This window comes from Burkholderia mycopellens (genome assembly GCF_964265025.1).
GTDB lineage: Bacteria > Pseudomonadota > Gammaproteobacteria > Burkholderiales > Burkholderiaceae > Burkholderia.
The window spans coordinates 59,286-80,318 of record NZ_OZ183802.1 but is presented as its reverse complement, the minus strand read 5'-3'; the positions used below and the strand labels follow the sequence as shown (position 1 = coordinate 80,318).

Below are 21,033 nucleotides of genomic sequence, written 5' to 3'. Positions count from 1 at the left end.
ACGATGCACCCGGCAGTAAGCGGATGGTCAGGTGCGGCCGGCAGTGGGTTGCCGGCGATGCGGGAAAGGTGGCAAACAGCGCGCATACGGCGACGCGCCGGCCTGCATCGGATGCGGACCGGGCAACCCGTTCGCGGCGAACGGCAGCGCCGCTGGCGGCGTCAGAGTCCGACGCTGTCGAGCCACTCCGCGAACATGCGTCGCGCGGCCGCTTCGAGCCCGGGGCCGTACTGAGCGGTATCGGCGCGCAACTGGCGCGCGTCGATACCGGGCGTCGCCGCGATTTCGCCGGCGTTCGCGATCAGCCACGGTTCGAAGCGGTCGGTGCGAATTTCCGGATGGCATTGCAGCGCCAGCACGTGCCGGCCCCATGCGAATGCCTGGTGACGGCAGGCCGGCGTCGACGCGAGATGAATCGCCCCGCCCGGCAGGTCGAACGTGTCGCCGTGCCAGTGCAGCATCGACGTCGCCGCGCCATCGAGATGGCGCAGCGGCGAGGCGCGGCCGGCATCGGTGAGCGTCAGCGGCGCCCAGCCGAGTTCGTGCTGCGCGGCCGGATAGACACGCGCACCGAGCGCCCGGGCGATGAACTGCGCGCCGAGGCAGATCCCGAGGATCGGCAGCCCGGCGTCGATGCGCTTGCGCACGAGCGCCGCGAGCGGCGCGATCGTCGGATACTGCGCATCGTCGTACACGCTGAGCGGCCCGCCGAGCACGACGAGGAGCGACGGCTCGAGCACGTCGAGCACCTCGACCCGCGACGACCCGACGTCGACGTAGCGCACCCGCCGGCCCCGTTCGCCGAGCACCTGCTCGAAGCTCCCGAGATCCTCGAAATGCACGTGGCGGATCGCCACGACTTCAGCGTTCATCATCGGCCTCCCGGTCGATCGACGGACGTCAGCCTGCGAAAATCTTCCAGGTCTTCTTCTGCGTCGCCGCGTTGGCTTCTTCCTGCACCGAGCAGTCGAGACGCAAATCGCTGTCGGACATCGAGATATCGAGCGCCGCGCAGTGATGCACGGTCTTCTTCGACAGCTTGCCCGGCTGGAAGTGGGCGCACGTCACGCACATACGCTGCGGCGGCGTCGCACCGGCCACCTGCAGTTCGCGCAGCGTCTTCAGCAACGCGCGATACAGCGCGCCCTGCTCGTCCGCGCCGAGCTTGCCGACCGCTTTCGTCAGGAATTCAGGCCATTGCAGCGCCTTCTTCGCGGCCGTCCGGCCGCGGGCCGACAGGCGCACGGCCAGGGCGCGGCCGTCGTCCAGCGCACGGCGCTTCTCGACGAGACCCTTGGTCTCGAGCGTGCTCACCGCATCGCTCGTGGTCGCTGCGGTCAGCTGCGTCTCGCGCGCGATCTCGCCGAGCCGCATCGGGCCCTTGCGCTGCAGCAGCAGCACGAGAATCTCGCCCTGCGTCGGCGTGAGGCCCGCGCCTTCCGCCCAATCCCATGCCTGGCTTCGCATGGCCGTACTCAACCGCAGCAGGCTGTGGGTCACACGTCCCGAAGCCTGATTCCCGTAAACGCCTTCGCTCATAGTCTTTTCGCTTTGCCGCCGCCCGGTTTGCCGAGCGGCCGTAGTGTGGAGATCGAATGTCTATCTCAAAACAGACACGCTCTTGCGAGTGCGTCAGCACGGCCGTCGCGAGGGCACACGCGGCGGTCGCGTTCGCGGCGACCGGTAAGACACGCATCGTTCCGGTGTCCGCAAAGCCGACATTCTAAGCGAGAGCGGAAAATCGCACAGCTAAGTTATCCCCTTCATTCTGTGGAAAATCACTGGATAACCAAAATTTTTCGTTGTGCCTGCAATGCCGGACACCCGCCGAACGGTGCATGCGAGCATTTTCCTGTTCGGATCGGCCATCGGGCCAAGCACAATGATCCACCGGGTTATCCCGTGCACAGATCGTTGACTTTGCAGCGGAATATCAGGTTATCCACAGATTTTCAGGACAACCGGCAACGATTTCGGCCGCAATCGGGGCCGCCGGTCGTTCAGTGAATCGCGACTCGGTCGAGCCCGTAATCTGCAAAACATTTTTTCACTCGCGCCAACGTAAGCACTGCTGGCGGACCGTCTCATTGAGCGATTTTTCCTGTTTGAAAACGGTTCTCAACCACGATGCGTCGTTCACGCGCGCCTGAGCGAGCGCGCCGATCTCGTCGAGCGCCGCGCGCGAACCGAGCGCGGCCGCATGCGGCGCAATCCGGTCGAGCGTGTCGAGGATGTCTTCGGCAATCGTGCGGCGCTCACCCGTCTGAGGATTCACGCAGGTGCCCTCGAGCCCGAAGCGGCACGCCTCGAAACGGTTGAACGTGTAGACGAGGTAGTCGTCCTCGGACAGCTTCAGCGGCCGGTCGGTCAGCAGGTAGCGCGCAAGCGTCTGGATGTAGCAGGCGATCGCCGCCGCGCGGTCGACCGACAGCGGCGTGTCCATCACGCGCACCTCGATCGTCCCGTAGCCGGGTTTCGGCCGGATGTCCCAGTAGAAATCCTTCATCGAGTTGACGACGCCGGTGTTCACCATCTTCGTGAAGTACTCCTCGAAGCTGTCCCAGGTCAGCACGAACGGCGCGCGGCCCGACAGCGGGAACGCGAACACCGAATTCAGGCGTGCCGAATGGAAGCCGGTGTCAACGTTCTGCACGAACGGCGACGACGCGGACAGCGCGATGAAGTGCGGGATGAAGCGCGACATCGAGTGCAGCAGGAACAGCGCGCTGTCGGGATCGGGGCAGCCGATGTGCACGTGCTGGCCGAACACGGTGAACTGCTTGGCGAGATAGCCATACAGCTCGGAGATGTACTGGAAGCGCGGCGCATCGTAGATCTGCCGGTCGCTCCATTGCTGGAACGCATGCGTGCCGCCACCGGCCAGCCCGACGTTGAGCTGGTCGGCCGCCTTCACGAGCACGTCGCGGATCGCGTGCAGCTCGCTCACCGCTTGCTCGTGCGTATGGCAGATGCCGGTCGACAGCTCGATCATGCTCTCGGTGATTTCGGGCGTGATGTTGCCCGGAAAGGTCTCGCCCTGGATCAGGCGCATCAGGTCGGAGGCCGCTTTGGTCAGGTCGTAGTTGTGGGTGTTGACGACCTGGATCTCCAGTTCGACGCCGAACGTAAACGGTTCGGAATTGACGAAGGTTTCGAGTGCCATGGCAGGTTCCGGAATCAGTTGCTGTCGCTGCGTTCACCGACCGCCGACAGGCAGCGGTACACGATGAACGGGCTGACGAGCTGCAGGATCACGATCGAGCACATCACGATCGCGCGCAGGTGCGGGTCGAAATTCGGATAGAGCTGGTAGGTGTCGTCGACGAGCAGGTACGACAGCGCGGACATCGGCGTGAGCGCGATGCCGAGCGCGATGCCCTGTTTCATGCCGATGCCGCTCGGCTTCGCGAACGCGACGACACCGGCCAGCTTCGCGACGAGCCGCGTGACGATCAGCACGATCGCGAGCAGCCCGCCGAGCGCGATGTCGCCCCACGTGAACGACGTGAGCGTGAGCACGAACAGAACCACCGTCAGCAACCAGCCGGCCGTGCCGAAGTGCTCGGGCCACAGCTGCGGGCGCGCTTCGAGGTTCTTCACGATGATGCCAGCGAGCAGCAGCGTGAGCAGCGTCGACAGCTTCAGCGCCTGGGCCACCGCGATCGCCAGCATCACGAGCCCGAACAACGCAACGAACGAATGCTCGTCGCGCATCGTCGACGTCATGTGGCGGAACAGGAAATTGCACGACCGCGCGACGAGGTACGCGACGATGAACGAGCCGGCGATCAGGTAGAGCGGCTGCAGGATCGTCGCGAAAACGTTGCCGTACGCTTCCTGGTGGAGCCAGCTCGTCACGAGCTTGGTCAGCACGATCGCGTACACGCTGTTCAGCGCGGTGAGCGTGATGAGGCGCTGCGACACCTGCCCTTCCGCGCGCAGTTCGGTCTTCAGCTGGATCACCATCGACGGCGACGTGGCGATCGCGATCGCCGCCAGCACCACCGCGACCATCCCCGACACACCGAGCGCAAGCATCACGAACAGCACGAGCACGAACGTCAGCGTGGCTTCCGCGAGGCTCGACGCGATGAGCCACGGGTTGCGCCGGATCCAGCGCAGGTCGAGGCGGCTGCCGAGCTCGAACAGCAAGAGGCCCAGCGCGACGTCGATCAGCAACCGGGAAGTTTCGTCGGTGCTTGCATCGATCACGCCGAATCCGAACGATCCGGCGACGAGACCGATCACCGCATAACCGGTGATGCGAGGCAGACGCCATGCGCGATAGCAAAGCTCGCCACACAGGCCGGCCGCGAACAGCGCGAGCCCGGCCCAGAACACGGCATCCGGCGTAAGCGGCCAGTTGGGCAGGAATGAGAACGCCGACTTCATCGTGGTGACTTCTCCTTTGGAAGCGACCGCCAGCGACGCGGGGTCAAGCGTCAGAAATGGATGCGCGCCGGCCGGGTATCGCCCCGAATGTGATTGTTGTGTCGACGACGGCGGGACATGGGATCCGCCTTTTCCGCCACAGGGCGGAAAGTCGTTCAGGTTGCCGATCTGGATTGTCGGCCTGGTGTGTGAACGGACTGCGCAGTCTCGAAGATTCAGATTCGAAATCGTGCCGACCGTTCCATTGATGCATGTCCGGCGCCTGGCCGGATGAACGCGAAGGAAACCGATTGTGCCACAGCTTTTTCGGTCTGGAACCCATTGAATCGACTCGCGGCGCTGTGCGGCACCACAGGTCTTTGGTTTCAAAGGTTTACCTGTATATATACGTAGTAGAAGTTAACAAAGGACGCACAGTTCTGTGGATAACTTCGGTTTACGTTGACGGATCAAGGTGTTGCAGAGCCGATAACCCGTTGCACAGACTGTTCGTGCACAGTAGTTTGAGTTGAGCAACTTTCGGGCCGCCTCACAGCTGTGCCGAGTTGCCCAGTTTACGTCCACTGTGATTACACACGAAGTGCGCGCGGATTTCGCGCGGTTATCCACAGCGTCGCGTGGATAACCTGGCGCAAAAAAGTCGGGAAACTGTGAGCAGATCGAGTGAGCGATCAGCCGGCCTGGCCGACGCGGCGTGCGCGCAACGCGCGGATCAGGAAGCGTGCGGGGTCGACGGCATCGGCGAGTTCGCGCTCGAGCGGCCACGGCTCGCCTTCGAGTTGCGAGGCAATCAGTTCGGCGCCGAGCGCGGCCCAGACGAGGCCGCGCGAGCCGAAGCCGAATGCGCCGTAGAGCCCGGGCATGCGCGGCAGGTCGCGCGCCTGCGCACCGCTCAGTGCGCGTGCATGGGCGACGGCGCCCGCTTCGTCCGCGAGCGGGCCGAGCAGCGGCAGGCGGTCGCCGACGACCCAGCGGAACGCGACGCGGCCGGGCAGTGTGTCGGTATCCGGCAGCTCGCCGATCAGGCCGGGCAGCAGATGCCGCACGCGCTCGAGGTTTTCGAGGTGGCCGGCCGCGCGCATCGCGGGATCGATGTCGTCGGGCTCGAACGTCGCGCCGATCAGCAGCGTGCCGTCGTCGAGCGGTACCGCGTAACCGTCGCCGATCGTCGGGCACGGCAGCGGTGCCGTGCTGCCGGCCGGCAGCAACGTGAGCTGGCCGCGCACCGGCTGCAGCGCGACATGCTGCAGCCCGGCGAGACGCGCGGCGTCGCCGGCATTCGCGAGCACGACGACGGGCGCGTCGGCCAGCGTGCCGCCCGTATCGTCGAGCGCATGCCATGCGTCGCCCCGACGTTCGAGTTTTGCAACGCGGGTGGATGCGAGCAAGCGCACGCGCTCGCCGGCCGCCGCATATTGGGCCGCGCAAAGGCCGGCCGGCCAGACGGCGCCGCCGTGCGGAAACAGCAGGCCGCCCTGCGCGACCGGCAGGTTCAGATGAGCGCGCGCGGCATCGACGTCGAGCAACGACACGTAGTCGGACGGCGCACCGAACGCATCGAAGGCATCGCGCATCCGTTCGAAGTCGTCGGCCGATTCGGCGAGATGGATCATCCCGTGCGTGCTGCGCGCGAATGCATGGCCTGCACGTTCGAGTGCGCGCCAGCGCGCGATCGCATGCAGGAAGCCGCTGCGCGTGAGCCGGCTCGCGACGTTGTCGTCGCGTGTCATCAATGGATGGAATACGCCGGCCGGATTGCCCGATGCTTCGCTCGCGATGCGGTCGTGCCGCTCGATCAGCGTGACTTCCCAGCCGCGCGCGGCCAGGCGTTCGACGACCGCGCACCCCGCCAGGCCTGCGCCGATCACGATCGCGCGACGCGTCGCAACAGGCAAGGCGAGCGGCGGCTCGTGCCGGCGCGCGCGCCAGCGCGGCGCATATTCGCCGACGAGCAGATCGTCGACCTCGCGAGACGTGAAACCCGATGTGTCGAGTGCGTGTTTCAACGCGTCCGAATGCGCATACGCTGCAAACGTTGCGTGTTCGCCGGCGATTTTCGAGAGCGCACGGACCACGCCGGTCGACTGGAGATCCGCGTCGCTCGATGACGCGAGGCCGTCGAGACAGAACGCGTCGGCGCGCGCAACGATCCTGCCCAGCATGTCGATCGCATCGCCGAACGCGAGCGTGAGCACCACGCGCCCTTCGTCGAATTCGAGCCGGTGCAGCCCTGGTACAAGCATCGGCCACGCGTCGGCAAGTGCATCGACTTCAGTCGATATGGTTGTGTCAGCAACGATATGCGAAGCTGCACGGCGCAGGTCGTCGCGCGCAAACGGATGCGGCTCGACTGCGACAAAATGCAGCCGCTCGCAGCGCGCGGGATCGTCGCGCCACGCGGCCCAGGCCGCGAGGAAGCTGCCGCCCGCGCCGAATCCGGTCGCCACGATCGTGAACGTGCGGCGGCCCTGCCAGCGCGCCGGCAGCCCGTTGCCCGCGACGAACACGCGATGCGCAAGTGCGCCTGATGCGCTGCGCTGGAGATCGCCGAACTCGGGCGAGACGAGCGTGCCGTCGTCGCGAAGCGCGAGCGTGGCGGGAACAAGTCGGTCGGTCATGCGAAACAAAAAACGTGGCAGCCAAGCCTGGCAAGGGATTGCGCGGGGCCGTCCGACCGGTCGTTGGAAAAAGCCAACGGCGCGGCGCACGGGCGGACCGCGCTGCGTATCCTGTCCGGTTGGCGCGGGTCAAAAAACGGGCAGCCGGTGATTCATTCGGCGAAATACCGATGAAAATCTTTGAAACCCTTGTCGTTATTGGGTTTGCGCTGCGCTATCATAGCAACGCCGTACCGCGGGGTGGCCGCCGGCTAACCGGAGGGCGCGTCGCGCGGGCCAGGATTCGGCGCTGTGTCGTCGGAGTCTGACTCTCGACGGCACGGTTCGCGCACGTATAATCGGCGCGTTCGCGCTGTTCGTGTCAACCTAACCTGATAAAGGAACCTTAATGAACAAACAGGAACTGATCGACGCCGTCGCCGCCCAAACGGGCGCCAGCAAGGCTCAAACCGGCGAAACGCTGGACACGCTGCTCGAAGTCATCAAGAAGGCCGTGTCGAAGGGTGATGCGGTTCAGCTGATCGGCTTCGGCAGCTTCGGTTCGGGCAAGCGCGCAGCACGTACGGGCCGCAACCCGAAGACCGGCGAAACCATCAAGATCCCGGCAGCCAAGACGGTCAAGTTCACGGCTGGCAAGGCGTTCAAGGACGCCGTCAACAAGCGTTAAACCAGCGCCTGTTCCAAGAAAAACCCGCCTTTCGGCGGGTTTTTTGTTGGGCGCGCGCAGCATTTTTGCCACAGTCCGCGCCCCTCTTGCAAGATTTAACGGTTGTTTTTACAACGCGTTACGCATGCACGATCTGCGTGTCGCCGTGATCGTCGTCGTCGTGCGAATCGACATCCCACGCCGGGAACGGATCGTCGAACGCATGCCATCCGGCCGCGCCAAGCGCGAATTCCGCATCGGTCAGCAGGCACGCGTCGAGCTTCGTGCGCCATGCATTCGCGTCGAGCGCGATGCCGATCAGCACGAGTTCCTGCCGGCGGTCGCCCACTGAGTGATCGTCGAGATCGCCGTGCCATTCGGCGCGGATTTCGCCGAGCAGCTCATCGTCGTCCGGCCATTCCGCGCGATCCTGCGCCGCCCACCAGAGCCCCGCCGGGCCATGCCGGCATACGCCGCCCGCCTGCGACAGCGAACCCGCGATGTCGTTTCGCGTCGCGAGCCAGAAGAAGCCCTTGCTGCGCAGCACGCCCGGCCACTCCTGGTGCAGCAGCGCCCAGAGTCGAGCCGGATGAAACGGCCGGCGCGCACGGTAAACAAAATTGCCGATGCCGAATTCGTCGGCTTCGCTGTGCACGTGCGCATGATGTTCGTCATGGCCGTCCGGGTCGTCGCGATGCGCGTGATCGTGATCGAGCGACGCGAGCCAGCCCGGTGCGTTCGCGGCCTCGTCGAAATCGAAGCGGCCCGTGTTCAGCACTTCGTCGAGCGGCACGTTGCCGAACGTCGACACGACCTGGTGCGCGCGCGGATTGAGTCGCGCCAGAATGTGCTGCAGGCGTGCAAGGTCGTTCGCGTCGACGAGGTCGGCCTTGTTGATCACCAGCACGTCGCAGAACTCGATCTGCTCGATCAGCAGCTCGACGAGCGTGCGGTCGTCCTCTTCCGATGCGGCGATGCCGCGCGCCGCGAGCGCATCGTCCGAGCCGTAGTCGCGCAGGAAGTTGTACGCGTCGACCACGGTGACGAGCGTGTCAAGTTGCGCGACCTTCGACAGCGACGTGCCGTCGTCGTCGACGAACGTGAAGGTTTCGGCGATCGGCATCGGCTCCGCGATTCCGGTCGATTCGATCAAGATCGCGTCGAAGCGGCCTTCGGACGCGAGCGTGCGGATCTCGACGAGCAGGTCGTCGCGCAGCGTGCAGCAGATGCAGCCGTTCGACATCTCGACGAGCCGTTCCTCGACGTGCGACAGCGCCTGCGCGTCGCGCACGAGCGATGCGTCGATGTTGACCGCCGCGAGATCGTTGACGATCACGGCGACTTTCAGGCCCGCGCGGTTCGCGAGGATGTGATTGAGCAGCGTGGTCTTGCCGGCGCCGAGGAAGCCGGACAGCACGGTGACGGGCAACGGCTGGTTCATTGCCGGATTCATAGCGATATGCACCAACGGAAAGATTGAAAAAGCGGCCGCGACGCCCTTCCGGGGCGCGATCGTCCCGCGGACGGGCGAAATTGCGGCGTGAGATCCGCATTGTGCATCAAACGCGCGCCGGCCGGCCGGTACGGCGTCAGGCCGCGCTGCGGCGCCGCGTCATTGCACGGGCGGCAGCAGCTTCCACTGGGTCAGGATGCCGGCGATCTGCCGCGCGTACTTGTCGCGCAGCGACGGGGTTTCCGAATGATAGGCGCCGACGGCCTGCCACGTGTTGCCGTAGCGGTTCATCTTCTGCTTGAGATGCCACGCGGCGATGTACACGTTCTTGCACGGCTCCATCAGCGTATCGCGGCCGATCCCGTAGCGCGACAGCGTCGGCAGGTGGATCGAATTGATCTGCATCAGGCCGTAGTCGACCGAGCCGTTGGCGTTCTTGTTCAGCGCGCCGGGCCGGTTGCGCGATTCCTGCCACGCGATCGCGCGCAGGATCAGCGGATTGACCTGCTGATATTTGGCCGCTTCGTCGAAACAGTCCGCGCGAGCGTTCGCGCTGGCGAAACAAGCGCCGGCGACGATCAACGCGATCGAAACGAACCGTCTGTTCATGGTGCGAAATCGACAAGAAAATGCGTGAGGGTCGGGAAAACCCGCGCCTGTTATTCGTGCGACAAGAATCATGCCGCCCGTATCATACCGACAGTCCGTCAGCTTGAGACATACAGGAATACGGCAGCCCGGTTATACCGCATTTCCGTGTCGATTCATCGTGAAACGGGGGCGATGGCCGGCATGCCGGGAATAGGCCGAATCTTACATATTGCATACGGCTCGCCGGATACATGTCGTATGTGAGACAGTCCTCGGATCAATGTGATATTTCGGACATGAAAAACTGCTAATGTCGCCTCTTTCGGACTTGGATCCCAGCACTACCGCCGGAAGTGGCCTGAGCCGGCATCGACCCATTCATCCATGACAAGAAATCGCTTCGTAATGCGGCGCGTCGCCACGACTCTGATCGTCGCCGGCATCATCGTCTCGCAGGCCGCCTACGCTCAGGTCACGCTCAACTTCGTGAATGCGGATATCGACCAGGTCGCCAAGGCGATCGGCGCCGCAACCGGCAAGACCATCATCGTCGACCCTCGTGTGAAGGGGCAGCTCAACCTCGTGGCCGAACGGCCAGTGCCGGAAGACCAGGCGCTGAAGACGCTGCAGTCGGCGCTGCGCATGCAGGGCTTCTCGCTCGTGCAGGATCACGGCGTGCTGAAGGTCGTACCCGAGGCCGATGCGAAACTGCAGGGCGTGCCGACCTATGTTGGCAATGCGCCGCAGGCCCGCGGCGACCAGGTGATCACGCAGGTGTTCGAGCTGCACAACGAATCGGCGAACAACCTGCTGCCCGTGCTGCGGCCGCTGATCTCGCCGAACAACACGGTCACTGCCTATCCGGCGAACAACACGATCGTCGTGACCGACTACGCGGACAACGTGCGGCGCATCGCGCAGATCATCGCCGGCGTGGACAGCGCCGCGGGCGCGCAGGTACAGGTCGTTCCGCTGCGCAACGCGAACGCGATCGATCTCGCCGCGCAGCTGCAGAAAATGCTCGACCCGGGCGCGATCGGCAACAGCGACGCGACGCTGAAGGTGTCGGTCACGGCCGACCCGCGCACCAACTCGCTGCTGCTGCGCGCGTCGAGCGCGTCGCGCCTCGCGGCCGCCAAGCGGCTCGTGCAGCAGCTCGATGCGCCGAGCGGGGTGCCCGGCAACATGCACGTCGTGCCGCTGCGCAACGCCGACGCGGTGAAGCTCGCGAAGACGCTGCGCGGGATGCTCGGCAAGGGCAGCGGCAGCGACAGCGGCTCGTCGGCGTCGTCCAACGATGCGAACAGCTTCAACCAGAACGGCGGCTCGTCGTCGAGCGGCAACTTCTCGACCGGCACGTCGGGCACCCCGCCGCTGCCGTCGGGCGGCCTCGGCGGCTCGTCGTCCTCGTCGGGGTACGGCGGCTCGTCGGGCAGCGGCGGCGGGCTCGGCAGCGCCGGCCTGCTCGGCGGCGACAAGGACAAGGGCGACGACAACCAGCCCGGCGGGATGATCCAGGCCGATGCGGCGACCAACTCGCTGATCATCACCGCGTCGGATCCGGTGTACCGGAATCTGCGCTCGGTGATCGACCAGCTCGACGCGCGGCGTGCGCAGGTCTATATCGAAGCGCTGATCGTCGAGCTGAACTCGACGACGCAGGGCAACCTCGGCATCCAGTGGCAGGTGGCGAGCGGCCAGTTTCTCGGCGGCACGAACCTGAACCCCGGGCTGGGCCTGGGCAACAGCATCGTCAACCTGACGGCGGGCGGCTTGACCAACGCCGCCGGCGGGGTCACCGGCGGCGGGCTGGCCAACAATCTCGGGGCGCTGAGTCAGGGCCTCAACATCGGCTGGCTGCACAACATGTTCGGCGTGCAGGGGCTCGGCGCACTGCTGCAGTATTTCTCGGGCGTGAGCGATGCGAACGTGCTGTCGACGCCGAACCTGATCACGCTCGACAACGAGGAAGCGAAGATCGTCGTCGGCCAGAACGTGCCGATCGCGACCGGTTCGTATTCGAACCTGACGAGCGGTACAACGAGCAATGCGTTCAATACCTACGACCGTCGCGACGTCGGCCTGACGCTGCACGTGAAGCCGCAGATCACCGAAGGCGGGATTCTCAAGCTGCAGCTCTACACCGAGGATTCGGCGGTCGTCGCGGGTACCACGAGCGCGCAAACCGGCCCGACCTTCACGAAGCGCTCGATCCAGTCGACGATCCTGGCGGACAACGGCGAGATCATCGTGCTCGGCGGCTTGATGCAGGACAACTACCAGGTGGCGAACAGCAAGGTGCCGCTGCTTGGCGACATTCCGTGGATCGGCCAGTTGTTCCGTTCGGAATCGAAGCAGCGCCAGAAAACCAACCTGATGGTGTTCCTGCGCCCGGTGATCATCTCCGATCGCAGCACCGCGCAGGAAGTCACGGCCAACCGCTATGACTACATCCAGGGCGTGACGGGTGCGTACAAGTCGGACAACAACGTGATGCGCGACAAGGACGATCCGATCGTTCCGCCGATGCCGATCGGCCCGAGCCAGGGAGGCACGGCCGCGGGCAACCTGTTCGATCTCGACAAGATGCGTCGCCAGCAACTGCAGCGCCAGGTGGTTCCGGCCCAGCCGTTGCCGGAGGCGACGCCCGCGCAGCCGCAGAGCGTGCCGCAGCAGGTGGTGCCGCAACAGCCGCTGACGGCCACGCCGGGAGCGTCGCAGTGAGCGACGTGCTCGCATCCCCTTCCCACGACGGCGCGCCGGGCGAACGGCAGCCGCCGTCGCCGCTCGCCGCGCGGCTGTTGCCGTACGGCTTCGCGAAGAGCGGCCAGGTGCTGATCGCGCACCAGCTCGACGACACGCTCGAGGTGTGGATCAGCGAACGCACGAGCGACGCCGCGCTCGCGGAGATCGCGCGCAACTTCGGCTCGATCTCCGTGCATCGCGTGCCGGCCGACGAGCTCGCGCAGGCGATCAACCATGCGTACGCACGCCAGGACGGCAGTGCCGCGCAGGTGGTCGGCGAGGTCGAAGGCGAAGTCGACCTGTCGCGGCTGATGCAGGACATCCCCGAAGTCGAGGATCTGCTCGAATCGGAAGACGACGCGCCGATCATCCGGATGATCAACGCGCTGCTCACGCAAGCGGCGCGCGAACAGGCGTCGGACATCCACATCGAGCCGTTCGAGAACGCCTCGGTCGTGCGCTTTCGCGTCGACGGCACGCTGCGCGACGTCGTGCGGCCGAAGAAGGCGCTGCACGGCGCGCTGATCTCGCGGATCAAGATCATGGCGCAGCTCGATATCGCGGAGAAGCGCCTGCCGCAGGACGGCCGCATCACGCTGCGCGTCGGCGGCCGGCCGGTCGACGTGCGGGTGTCGACGCTGCCGACCGGGCACGGCGAGCGCGCGGTGCTGCGTCTGCTGGAAAAGGATGCGAAGCGGCTGAACCTCGAAGCGCTCGGGATGGGCCGCGACACGCTCGTGCAATTCGACAAGCTGATCGCGCGGCCGCACGGCATCGTGCTCGTCACGGGCCCGACGGGTTCGGGCAAGACGACCACGCTGTACGCGTCGATGTCGCGGCTCGAAACCGCGACGACCAACATCATGACCGTCGAGGACCCGATCGAATACGACCTCGGCGGCATCGGCCAGACGCAGGTGAACGAGCGGATCGGGATGACCTTTGCCCGCGCGCTGCGCTCGATCCTGCGTCAGGATCCGGACGTGATCATGATCGGCGAGATCCGCGACCTCGAAACCGCGCAGATCGCCGTGCAGGCATCGCTGACGGGCCACCTCGTGCTCGCGACGCTGCACACGAACGATGCGGCCTCGGCCGTCACGCGTCTGACCGACATGGGCGTCGAGCCGTACCTGCTCGCATCGTCGCTGCTCGGCGTGCTCGCGCAGCGGCTCGTGCGGCAGCTCTGTCCCGCCTGCAAGGAAGAGCGCCAGGAAGAAGGCCGCACCGTGTGGCATCCGGTCGGCTGCGACAAGTGCGGGCATTCGGGCTATTCGGGCCGGCGCGGCGTATACGAACTGCTGCTGGTCGACGATTCGATCCGCTCGCTGATCCACCGCAACGCGGCCGACGCGGAGATTCTCGCCGCCGGCCGTGCGGAAGGCATGCGCACGCTGCGCGACGATGCCGAGCGCTGGCTCGCGTCGGGTGCGACGTCGCTCGAGGAAGTGTTGCGCGTGACGGGAGGCGCATAGCGCGATGCCGGCATTCCGTTTCGAAGCAATCGATTCGGCGGGACGCGCGCAGAAAGGCGTCATCGATGCCGACAGCGCCCGTGCCGCGCGCGGCCAGCTGCGTACACAGGGGCTCACGCCGCTCGTCGTCGAGCCGGCCGCCAGCGCGACGCGCGGGGCGCGGTCGCAGCGGCTCGCGTTCGGCCGCAAGCTGTCGCAGCGCGAACAGGCGATCCTCACGCGCCAGCTCGCGAGCCTGCTGATCGCCGGGCTGCCGCTCGACGAGGCGCTCGGCGTGCTGACCGAGCAGGCCGAGCGCGACTACATCCGCGAACTGATGGCCGCGATTCGCGCCGAGGTGCTCGGCGGCCATTCGCTCGCGAATGCGCTGGGCCAGCATCCGCGCGATTTCCCGGAGATCTATCGCGCGCTCGTCGCGGCGGGCGAGCACACCGGCAAGCTCGGCATCGTGTTGTCGCGCCTCGCCGACTACATCGAGCAGAGCAACGCGCTGAAGCAGAAGATCCTGCTGGCGTTCACGTATCCGGGCATCGTCACGCTGATCGCATTCGGCATCGTCACGTTCCTGCTGAGCTATGTCGTGCCGCAGGTCGTCAACGTGTTCGCGAGCACGAAGCAGCAGTTGCCCGTGCTCACGATCGTGATGATGGCGCTGTCGGATTTCGTGCGGCACTGGTGGTGGGCGATCCTGATCGCGGTCGCGCTCGTCGTATGGTTCGTGAAGGCGACGCTGTCGCGCGACGGGCCCCGCCTGGCGTTCGACCGCTGGGTGCTCACCGCGCCGCTTGCGGGCAAGCTCGTACGCGGCTACAACACGGTGCGTTTCGCGAGCACGCTCGGCATCCTCACCGCGGCGGGCGTGCCGATCCTGCGCGCGCTGCAGGCGGCCGGCGAGACGCTGTCGAACCGCGCGATGCGCGCGAACATCGACGACGCGATCGTGCGCGTGCGCGAAGGCTCCGCGCTGTCGCGCGCGCTGAACAACGTGAAGACGTTTCCGCCGGTGCTCGTGCACCTGATCCGTTCCGGCGAAGCGACGGGCGACGTGACGACGATGCTGGATCGCGCGGCCGAAGGCGAAGCGCGCGAACTCGAACGCCGCACGATGTTCCTGACGAGCCTGCTCGAGCCGCTGTTGATCCTGGCGATGGGGGGCATCGTGCTCGTGATCGTGCTGGCGGTGATGCTGCCGATCATCGAGCTGAACAACATGGTGCAGTGACGGCCTGACCGTGGGTCGGGCCGTCGCCTTCGGCTTCAGCGCATGTAGATCGCCGGGGACGGCGTGTTGGCGGGAAGCTGGACTTCGGTGCGGGCACCGTTGCGCTCGACGATGATCGAGCGGGGGCGGACTTCGGCGAGCTTCGCGCCGGACGTGACGTCCGCGCCGAGCGACACGGCGCGCGGCGGCTCACCGCCGACACCGACGATCGCGGCGCCGCCGTGGTCGAGCGCGAGGATGCCGAACAGGTGGATGTCCTGCACGGGATTCTTGTCGAGCTGACCGCCGAAGAGCGCCGCGGCGTCCTCGGTGCGGATCGGCAGCCGCGCGGCGGCGGCGGGCAGCGGCGCTTCGCGGGCGGACAGCGTGACGACCCAGTAGGTGGCCGTCGCGCACAAACCCGCGAAGAGGGCTAGGGAGAGGATCCGGATCGAGAGCGCGTTCATGCGCGCTATTGTACGGATGTATATGAAATTTGCGTTGGGTGAAAGCCCTCGGCAATGCGCGCCTTACAATGCGTGCTCCGCGCCCGCGGGTTCGGAAGGTTGCCGTCAGGCAATCGTCCGGTGCGCCGGGCGCGTCACTCAACCAACGACATTTTTTGGAAAGAGGTAGTCAGTCATGCAAACGTGGATCACTCGCCGCAACGCGGCCGTGCGTCGTCAGCGCGGTTTCACGCTGATCGAGATCATGGTGGTGGTCGCGATCCTCGGGATCCTGGCGGCGCTGATCGTGCCGAAGATCATGAGCCGCCCGGACGAGGCACGCCGCATCGCCGCGAAGCAGGACATCGGCACGATCATGCAGGCGCTCAAGCTGTACCGTCTCGACAACGGCCGCTACCCGACCCAGGATCAGGGCCTGAACGCGCTGATCCAGAAGCCGTCCACCGATCCGATCCCGAACAACTGGAAGGACGGCGGCTATCTCGAGCGCCTGCCGAACGATCCGTGGGGTAACAGCTACAAGTACCTGAACCCGGGCGTGCACGGCGAGATCGACGTGTTCAGCTACGGCGCCGACGGCAAGGAAGGCGGCGAAGGCAACGACACCGACATCGGTTCGTGGCAATAAGCGCTCACTGACCGGCCCGACGCTTCGCTCCCGTTCTTCATGCTCGCCATTCGCACGACCTTCCGCTGCGGCCGCGATTGCCGTGTGCGTCGCGGCGCGGCTTCGTCCGTGCCGGCGCGTGCCGACGGCGGGCGCGCGTTGCAAGCGGCGCGGCGACGTCGCGCGCGCGGCTTCACGCTGCTCGAAATGCTGGTCGTGCTCGTGATCGCGGGGTTACTCGTGTCGCTCGCGTCCTTGTCGCTCACGCGCAATCCGCGCACCGACCTGCGCGAGGAGGCGCAGCGCATCGCGCTGCTGTTCGAGACGGCCGGCGACGAAGCGCAGGTGCGTGCCCGGCCGATCGCGTGGCAGCCGACCGCGCACGGCTTCCGTTTCGACGTGAGCTCGCCCGACGGCTGGCGCACGCTGCGCGACGACCTGCTGCGTCCGCGCGACTGGGATGGTGGCGTCACCGGCGCCGACATCGACTATCCGGGGTCCGACACGCACGCGAATCGCGTCGTGTTCGGCACCGAGAGCATCGACACGCCGGTGCGCGTGACGCTGCATTCGGCGGCCGGCAGCGCGACGATCGTCGGCACCGGCAATGGCCGCTACGAGGTGCAATGACGATGCGTCGTCGCCTGCCCTCTTCCGTTTCTTCATCGCGCCCCCCAAGGGGACTTCCTTCGGGGCACCCCGGGCGGGTTTTCTCCGGAGCCCGGCCTGCGGCCGGCCTCGCTGGGGCGCGCGGTTTCACGATGATCGAGGTGCTGGTCGCGCTCGCGATCATCGCGGTCGCGCTCGCCGCTTCGATCCGCGCGGTCGGCACGATGGCGACCAACGCGTCCGATCTTCATCGCCGGCTGCTCGCCGGCTGGAGCGCCGACAACGCGCTCGCGCAGATGCGGCTTACGCATGCGTGGCCGGAGATCGGCGAACAGAGTTTCGACTGCTCGCAGGGCAACGTGCAGCTCGTCTGCACGCAGCGCGTGAGCACCACGCCCAACCCGGTGTTCCGGCGCGTGCGGATTTCGGTGAGCATGCCGGGGCACACCGGCGTGCTCGCGCAGATGGTGACGGTGGTCGCGAATGAAACCAGCCGTCCGCTCTGACGCGCCGATGCGACGCCCGCTCGCCCGCCCCGCCCGCGGCTTCACGCTGATCGAGCTGATGATCGCGATCGCGATCCTCGCGGTGGTCGCGATCCTCGCGTGGCGCGGGCTCGACCAGATCATGCGCGGCCGCGACAAGGTCGCGGCCGCAATGGAAGACGAGCGCGTGTTCGCGCAGATGTTCGACCAGATGCGCATCGACGCGCGGCTCGCCGCGACCGACGACGAGGCCGGCCAGCCGGCGATCGGCGTCGCCGGCAATACGCTGCAGATCGTCCGCGAACTCGAGGTGCCGGGCGTCGCGCCGCGGCTGCAGGTGGTCCGCTACCGGATCGCCGGCGGGCGCGTCGTGCGCTATGCGTCGCCGCCGATCGACGACGCGAACCGGCTGCGCAGCATGCTGAAGGACAGCAGCGTCGAAGGCTGGAGCTGGGTCGCGCTGATGGGCGGCGTCGGCGCGATCGACGCGAAGCTGTACGTGCCGCGCGTGGGCTGGACCACCAACCTGCAGACGGCCGACGAAGCGCTCGCGCAGAACAACGATGCGCTCAAGGTGCCGCAGATCGGCAACGCGCCGCCTGCGCGCGCGGTGACGGGGCTGCAGGTCAGCATCGGCGCGACGTCGCTGCGCGTGCCGGTCACGCGCATCTTCCTCGTCGGGGAATGACGATGCGCGCGCGCCCTCCCCGCCGGTTGTTTGCCGCCCGTGCTGCCGGTCGCGCACGCGCACGCGGCAGCCAGCGCGGCGCGGCGATCATCACCGCGCTGCTCGTCGTCGCGCTGTCGGCGATCCTCGTCTCGGGCATGCTGTGGCGCCAGCAGGTGCAGATCCGCCGCATCGAGAACCAGCGCGTGATCGCGCAGGCGCAGTGGGTCGCGCGCGGCGCGCTCGACTGGACGCGGATGATCCTGCGCTCCGAAGGCGATACGGCGCCCGGCATCACGTATCTCGGCGGGATCTGGGGCGTACCGATCGCGAAGACGAAACTGTCGGACTTCCTTGGCCGGATCGGCGCGCCCAACGACACCGGCGGCGAAGACACCTATATCTCCGGCTCGATCGAGGACGCACAGGCGAAGTTCAACCTGCGCAACCTCGTGGCGTCGCCGGCGCCCGGCGTGCTGCAGCTGAACGTCACGCAGGTCCAGGCGTTCCAGCGCCTGCTGGCGACGCTCGGCTACGACGGCGCGTTCGCGAAGCGCATCGCGCTGCAGGTGCGCGCGGGCCTGCTGAATTCGGCGACGCGTTTCCAGATGCCGACGCTGCCGGGTGGCGGCACGGCGCCGCCGGTCACCGCGCCGGTGACGACCGATCAGCAAGGCGGCGGCGGCTTCACCGACGATCCCGGCATGACGGGCGGCGACCGCGGGCCCGCGCCGCTGATGATGACGGGCGTCGACAGCCTGCTCGACGTCGACGGCGTGACGCCCGAGATGGTCGCGCGGCTGCGCCCGTTCGTCACCGTGCTGCCGACCACGACGCCCGTGAACATGAACACCGCGCCGGCCGAGGTCATTGCGGCGCTGATGCCGGGGATGAGCGTGTCGTCCGCGCAGGCGCTCGTGTCGCGCCGCGAGACCGTGTTTTTCCGCAACCTCGCCGACGTGCAGCTCGCGCTGCGCGGCGCCGGTGCGCCGCCGAACGTGACGCTCGACTCGAGCGTCGTCGACGTCAATTCGAGCTATTTCATCGTGCATGGCCGGATCCAGCACGAACGCGCGGAGGTCGATCGCACCTCGCTCGTGTATCGTGATCCGACCACGCACTCGACACGGGTCGTGCGCATCCGCGACCAGCTATAACGACGCCAATCGGGAGAGGAGCTCTTGTGAGCACGTTGATTGTTTCTTTGCCGCCGCGCGAGCCTGCCGTGCCGTTGCAGGAATGGCAGTGGCCCGAGCTGCCGTTCACGCTCGTCGACAAGGCCGGCCATGTGCAGCGCGCCGGCCGCGCCGCGCTCGCGCTGCTGCCGCGCGCGAATGCGACGGTGCTGATCGTCGCCGCGCGCGACGTGCTGCTGCTGGCCGCGACCGTGCCGCCGCTGAAGGGGCCGAAGCTGCGTCAGGCGCTGCCCAACATCGTCGAGGATCAGCTGATCCAGGATCCGCTCGGCTGCCATATCGCGATTGATCCGGACGCGCTGCCCGACGGGCGCCGCGTGCTGGCCGTCGTCGATCGCGCGTGGTTCCGCACGATCTGCGACGCGTTCACGGCGGCCGGCCACCGGCACCTGAGCGCGGTGCCCGCGACCCGCTGCCTGCCGGCGCCGCACGTAAGCGCTGCGCCGGCTGACAGCGAGGTCGATGCCGCGGCGGTTGCTGCGGACGCCGTCGAGGCGCCGCCGGCCCGCCCGGCGACGGTGGCCGCGGTGCTCGGCCTCGCGGCATCGGTTGAACAAGTGCTCGTCGAGGCCGGCGCGCAACCGGCCGCCGCCGGTGCGCCGCGCCTCGAACTCGCGGTCGCACGCGGTGCGCTTGGTGAAGGCTTCGCGGCGCCTGCGTCGCGCGCGGCAGGCACGCTGGCCGCGCTGGCAGGCGGCGGCGATGTCGAACTGTACGAACTCGGCGAACCGGGCGCGGAGCCTCGCCTGGCATCGATCGGACGCACCGACGGCGGCCCGCTGCTGCCGGGCGCCGCACCGCTGTCGTTCGACGCGTTCGCGCGGCGCGCGCTGACCGAGAAGTTCGACCTGTGCCAGTTCGAATTCGAATCGCAGCCGTGGCGCTTCGACCGCGCGACGGTGAAGCGCCTGCGGGTGCCGCTCGCCCTCGTCGCGGCGACGCTCGGCGTGGCGGTGATCGGGATGAACCTGCACTGGTGGAAGCTGTCGCGCGAGCGCGATGCGCTGTCGGCGCAGATTACCGAGACGCTGCTGTCCGCGTTCCCGAAGACGACGACGGTGCTCGATCCGCCCGCGCAGATGCAGCGCCAGCTCGACCAGTTGCGCCTGGCGGCCGGCGAGCTGTCGCCGAACGATTTCCTCGCGCTGGCGAGCGGGCTGTCGCGTTCGATGGGCGCGCTGCCGCTGAACGGCATCGCGTCGCTCGACTATCACGACCGGCGGCTGGATGTCGGCTTCAAGCCGGAGGTCAAGGTCGATCCCGATTTCACGCAGCGCCTCGCACGTAACGGACTGTCCGGCGAAGTCGACAGCAACACGGGCAAATGGACGATCCGGAGCCGCTCATGAAGATGGAACAACTGAACCAGACGCTGGCCCAGTTCTGGGGCGAGCGCACCCAGCGCGAAAAAACGCTGCTCGGCTGGGGCGGCGCCGTGCTGGCGGTCACGATCGCGTATTCGGTGCTGTGGTCGCCCGCGCAGGAAGGCCGCGCACGGATCCAGCGCGAACTGCCGACGATGCGCGGCGAGCTCGCGCAGATGACCGCGCAGGCGAACGAGGCGAAGTCGCTGGCGGCCGCCGCGCAGGGCGTGGCGCCGACCGGCCTCGCGCTGAAGGACGCGCTGACCGCGTCGCTGTCCGATCACGGGCTGCAGGGCGCGCAGGTGCAGATCGTCGGCAACGGCGTGCAGATCCAGATGAAGAACGTGTCGTTCCCGGCGTGGACGCAGTGGCTCGACGATGCGCGCCGGCAGTTCAAGGTGCAGGTCGGCGAGGCGCATGCAACGGCGCTGAAGGACGACGGCCAGGTCGACCTGACGGCCGTGATGCAACCGTCTACGCAGAAATGACGCAGTGGATGACGCAAGTGGCGGTCGGC

The 21,033-nt window shown here is 67.0% G+C and carries 19 protein-coding genes; 11 read left to right on the top strand and 8 right to left on the bottom strand.

Going from position 1 to position 21,033, the window contains the following annotated elements; all coding sequences use genetic code 11:
• Nucleotides 1-161 precede the first annotated feature (161 nt).
• The 5 genes from ACPTTC_RS00370 to mnmC all read right to left on the bottom strand — a co-directional run bounded on the left by ACPTTC_RS00370 (nucleotide 162) and on the right by mnmC (nucleotide 7,010).
• A complete protein-coding gene (locus tag ACPTTC_RS00370) occupies nucleotides 162-872 on the bottom strand; it encodes a glutamine amidotransferase (protein WP_423391249.1) in 711 nt (236 codons plus the stop codon).
• A gap of 28 nt (nucleotides 873-900) precedes the next feature.
• On the bottom strand, nucleotides 901-1,539 hold the full coding sequence (locus ACPTTC_RS00365) for a MarR family winged helix-turn-helix transcriptional regulator (RefSeq protein ID WP_423391248.1): 639 nt from the start codon (nucleotides 1,537-1,539) through the stop codon (nucleotides 901-903).
• A 508-nt stretch (nucleotides 1,540-2,047) separates the two neighbouring features.
• Nucleotides 2,048-3,163, bottom strand: coding sequence for a YbdK family carboxylate-amine ligase (locus ACPTTC_RS00360; RefSeq protein ID WP_226199191.1), 1,116 nt, complete (start codon nucleotides 3,161-3,163; stop codon nucleotides 2,048-2,050).
• Between the two features lie 14 nt (nucleotides 3,164-3,177).
• A complete protein-coding gene (locus ACPTTC_RS00355; protein ID WP_423391247.1) occupies nucleotides 3,178-4,392 on the bottom strand; it encodes a cation:proton antiporter in 1,215 nt (404 codons plus the stop codon).
• Nucleotides 4,393-5,063: 671 nt separating this feature from the next.
• Complete coding sequence (mnmC, locus tag ACPTTC_RS00350; RefSeq protein WP_423391246.1) at nucleotides 5,064-7,010, bottom strand: bifunctional tRNA (5-methylaminomethyl-2-thiouridine)(34)-methyltransferase MnmD/FAD-dependent 5-carboxymethylaminomethyl-2-thiouridine(34) oxidoreductase MnmC; 1,947 nt, start codon at nucleotides 7,008-7,010, stop codon at nucleotides 5,064-5,066.
• Between the two features lie 388 nt (nucleotides 7,011-7,398).
• Between mnmC and ACPTTC_RS00345 the strand changes: the two genes are divergently transcribed.
• Nucleotides 7,399-7,677 carry an HU family DNA-binding protein gene (locus ACPTTC_RS00345; RefSeq protein WP_006401505.1) on the top strand — a complete coding sequence of 93 codons (279 nt, stop codon included), beginning with the start codon at nucleotides 7,399-7,401 and terminating at the stop codon, nucleotides 7,675-7,677.
• A 118-nt stretch (nucleotides 7,678-7,795) separates the two neighbouring features.
• On the opposite strand, the gene ACPTTC_RS00340 is transcribed toward ACPTTC_RS00345, so the two are convergent.
• Both ACPTTC_RS00340 and ACPTTC_RS00335 read right to left on the bottom strand, forming a co-directional pair.
• Nucleotides 7,796-9,109: a GTP-binding protein gene (locus ACPTTC_RS00340; protein ID WP_423391245.1), complete on the bottom strand. Its 1,314-nt coding sequence runs from the start codon at nucleotides 9,107-9,109 to the stop codon at nucleotides 7,796-7,798.
• Nucleotides 9,110-9,268: 159 nt separating this feature from the next.
• Nucleotides 9,269-9,718 carry a lytic transglycosylase domain-containing protein gene (locus ACPTTC_RS00335; RefSeq protein WP_226199186.1) on the bottom strand — a complete coding sequence of 150 codons (450 nt, stop codon included), beginning with the start codon at nucleotides 9,716-9,718 and terminating at the stop codon, nucleotides 9,269-9,271.
• Nucleotides 9,719-10,084: 366 nt separating this feature from the next.
• Between ACPTTC_RS00335 and gspD the strand changes: the two genes are divergently transcribed.
• Genes gspD through gspF form a run of 3 tightly spaced genes read left to right on the top strand, consistent with a single transcriptional unit; the run spans nucleotide 10,085 to nucleotide 15,142 of the window.
• Nucleotides 10,085-12,424, top strand: coding sequence for a type II secretion system secretin GspD (gspD, locus tag ACPTTC_RS00330; RefSeq protein WP_423391244.1), 2,340 nt, complete (start codon nucleotides 10,085-10,087; stop codon nucleotides 12,422-12,424).
• A 5-nt stretch (nucleotides 12,425-12,429) separates the two neighbouring features.
• Complete coding sequence (gene gspE, locus ACPTTC_RS00325; RefSeq protein WP_423393298.1) at nucleotides 12,430-13,920, top strand: type II secretion system ATPase GspE; 1,491 nt, start codon at nucleotides 12,430-12,432, stop codon at nucleotides 13,918-13,920.
• 4 nt (nucleotides 13,921-13,924) lie between these two features.
• A complete protein-coding gene (gspF, locus tag ACPTTC_RS00320; RefSeq protein WP_226199184.1) occupies nucleotides 13,925-15,142 on the top strand; it encodes a type II secretion system inner membrane protein GspF in 1,218 nt (405 codons plus the stop codon).
• A 35-nt stretch (nucleotides 15,143-15,177) separates the two neighbouring features.
• Here gspF and ACPTTC_RS00315 read toward each other — a convergent pair whose 3' ends face one another.
• Entirely contained in the window at nucleotides 15,178-15,588 is a 411-nt protein-coding gene (locus tag ACPTTC_RS00315; protein WP_043184833.1) for a type II secretion system protein N, read from the bottom strand.
• Between the two features lie 175 nt (nucleotides 15,589-15,763).
• Between ACPTTC_RS00315 and gspG the strand changes: the two genes are divergently transcribed.
• The 7 genes from gspG to gspM are packed head-to-tail and all read left to right on the top strand — an operon-like array spanning nucleotide 15,764 to nucleotide 21,004.
• Nucleotides 15,764-16,216: a type II secretion system major pseudopilin GspG gene (gene gspG, locus ACPTTC_RS00310; RefSeq protein WP_166891651.1), complete on the top strand. Its 453-nt coding sequence runs from the start codon at nucleotides 15,764-15,766 to the stop codon at nucleotides 16,214-16,216.
• Nucleotides 16,217-16,255: 39 nt separating this feature from the next.
• Nucleotides 16,256-16,825, top strand: a complete 570-nt coding sequence (locus ACPTTC_RS00305; protein ID WP_423391243.1) for a GspH/FimT family pseudopilin — start codon at nucleotides 16,256-16,258, stop codon at nucleotides 16,823-16,825.
• Entirely contained in the window at nucleotides 16,822-17,310 is a 489-nt protein-coding gene (gene gspI / locus ACPTTC_RS00300; RefSeq protein WP_423391242.1) for a type II secretion system minor pseudopilin GspI, read from the top strand. Before ACPTTC_RS00305 ends, gspI begins: the two co-directional genes overlap by 4 nt.
• A 7-nt stretch (nucleotides 17,311-17,317) precedes the next feature.
• Nucleotides 17,318-17,977, top strand: coding sequence for a PulJ/GspJ family protein (locus ACPTTC_RS00295; RefSeq protein ID WP_413227050.1), 660 nt, complete (start codon nucleotides 17,318-17,320; stop codon nucleotides 17,975-17,977).
• A 2-nt stretch (nucleotides 17,978-17,979) separates the two neighbouring features.
• Complete coding sequence (gene gspK, locus ACPTTC_RS00290) at nucleotides 17,980-19,113, top strand: type II secretion system minor pseudopilin GspK (RefSeq protein WP_423391241.1); 1,134 nt, start codon at nucleotides 17,980-17,982, stop codon at nucleotides 19,111-19,113.
• Nucleotides 19,114-19,139: 26 nt separating this feature from the next.
• Nucleotides 19,140-20,501 (top strand): type II secretion system protein GspL, encoded by a 1,362-nt coding sequence (gene gspL, locus ACPTTC_RS00285; protein WP_423391240.1) that lies wholly within the window; start codon nucleotides 19,140-19,142, stop codon nucleotides 20,499-20,501.
• Nucleotides 20,498-21,004: a type II secretion system protein GspM gene (gene gspM / locus ACPTTC_RS00280; RefSeq protein ID WP_175956588.1), complete on the top strand. Its 507-nt coding sequence runs from the start codon at nucleotides 20,498-20,500 to the stop codon at nucleotides 21,002-21,004. Before gspL ends, gspM begins: the two co-directional genes overlap by 4 nt.
• Nucleotides 21,005-21,033 lie beyond the last annotated feature (29 nt).

Excerpts from the sequence above, each read along its gene's own strand:
- ACPTTC_RS00315 (WP_043184833.1), bottom strand. The coding sequence starts at position 15,588 with ATGAACGCGCTCTCGATCCGGATCCTCTCCCTAGCCCTCTTCGCGGGT.
- gspI (WP_423391242.1), top strand. The coding sequence starts at position 16,822 with ATGACGATGCGTCGTCGCCTGCCCTCTTCCGTTTCTTCATCGCGCCCC.
- gspK (WP_423391241.1), top strand. The coding sequence starts at position 17,980 with ATGCGCGCGCGCCCTCCCCGCCGGTTGTTTGCCGCCCGTGCTGCCGGT.
- ACPTTC_RS00305 (WP_423391243.1), top strand. The coding sequence starts at position 16,256 with ATGCTCGCCATTCGCACGACCTTCCGCTGCGGCCGCGATTGCCGTGTG.
- mnmC (WP_423391246.1), bottom strand. The coding sequence starts at position 7,010 with ATGACCGACCGACTTGTTCCCGCCACGCTCGCGCTTCGCGACGACGGC.
- ACPTTC_RS00295 (WP_413227050.1), top strand. The coding sequence starts at position 17,318 with ATGCGACGCCCGCTCGCCCGCCCCGCCCGCGGCTTCACGCTGATCGAG.
- ACPTTC_RS00340 (WP_423391245.1), bottom strand. The coding sequence starts at position 9,109 with ATGAATCCGGCAATGAACCAGCCGTTGCCCGTCACCGTGCTGTCCGGC.
- gspF (WP_226199184.1), top strand. The coding sequence starts at position 13,925 with ATGCCGGCATTCCGTTTCGAAGCAATCGATTCGGCGGGACGCGCGCAG.
- ACPTTC_RS00360 (WP_226199191.1), bottom strand. The coding sequence starts at position 3,163 with ATGGCACTCGAAACCTTCGTCAATTCCGAACCGTTTACGTTCGGCGTC.
- gspD (WP_423391244.1), top strand. The coding sequence starts at position 10,085 with ATGACAAGAAATCGCTTCGTAATGCGGCGCGTCGCCACGACTCTGATC.
- ACPTTC_RS00365 (WP_423391248.1), bottom strand. The coding sequence starts at position 1,539 with ATGAGCGAAGGCGTTTACGGGAATCAGGCTTCGGGACGTGTGACCCAC.
- ACPTTC_RS00355 (WP_423391247.1), bottom strand. The coding sequence starts at position 4,392 with ATGAAGTCGGCGTTCTCATTCCTGCCCAACTGGCCGCTTACGCCGGAT.
- gspM (WP_175956588.1), top strand. The coding sequence starts at position 20,498 with ATGAAGATGGAACAACTGAACCAGACGCTGGCCCAGTTCTGGGGCGAG.
- ACPTTC_RS00335 (WP_226199186.1), bottom strand. The coding sequence starts at position 9,718 with ATGAACAGACGGTTCGTTTCGATCGCGTTGATCGTCGCCGGCGCTTGT.
- ACPTTC_RS00345 (WP_006401505.1), top strand. The coding sequence starts at position 7,399 with ATGAACAAACAGGAACTGATCGACGCCGTCGCCGCCCAAACGGGCGCC.
- ACPTTC_RS00370 (WP_423391249.1), bottom strand. The coding sequence starts at position 872 with ATGAACGCTGAAGTCGTGGCGATCCGCCACGTGCATTTCGAGGATCTC.
- gspG (WP_166891651.1), top strand. The coding sequence starts at position 15,764 with ATGCAAACGTGGATCACTCGCCGCAACGCGGCCGTGCGTCGTCAGCGC.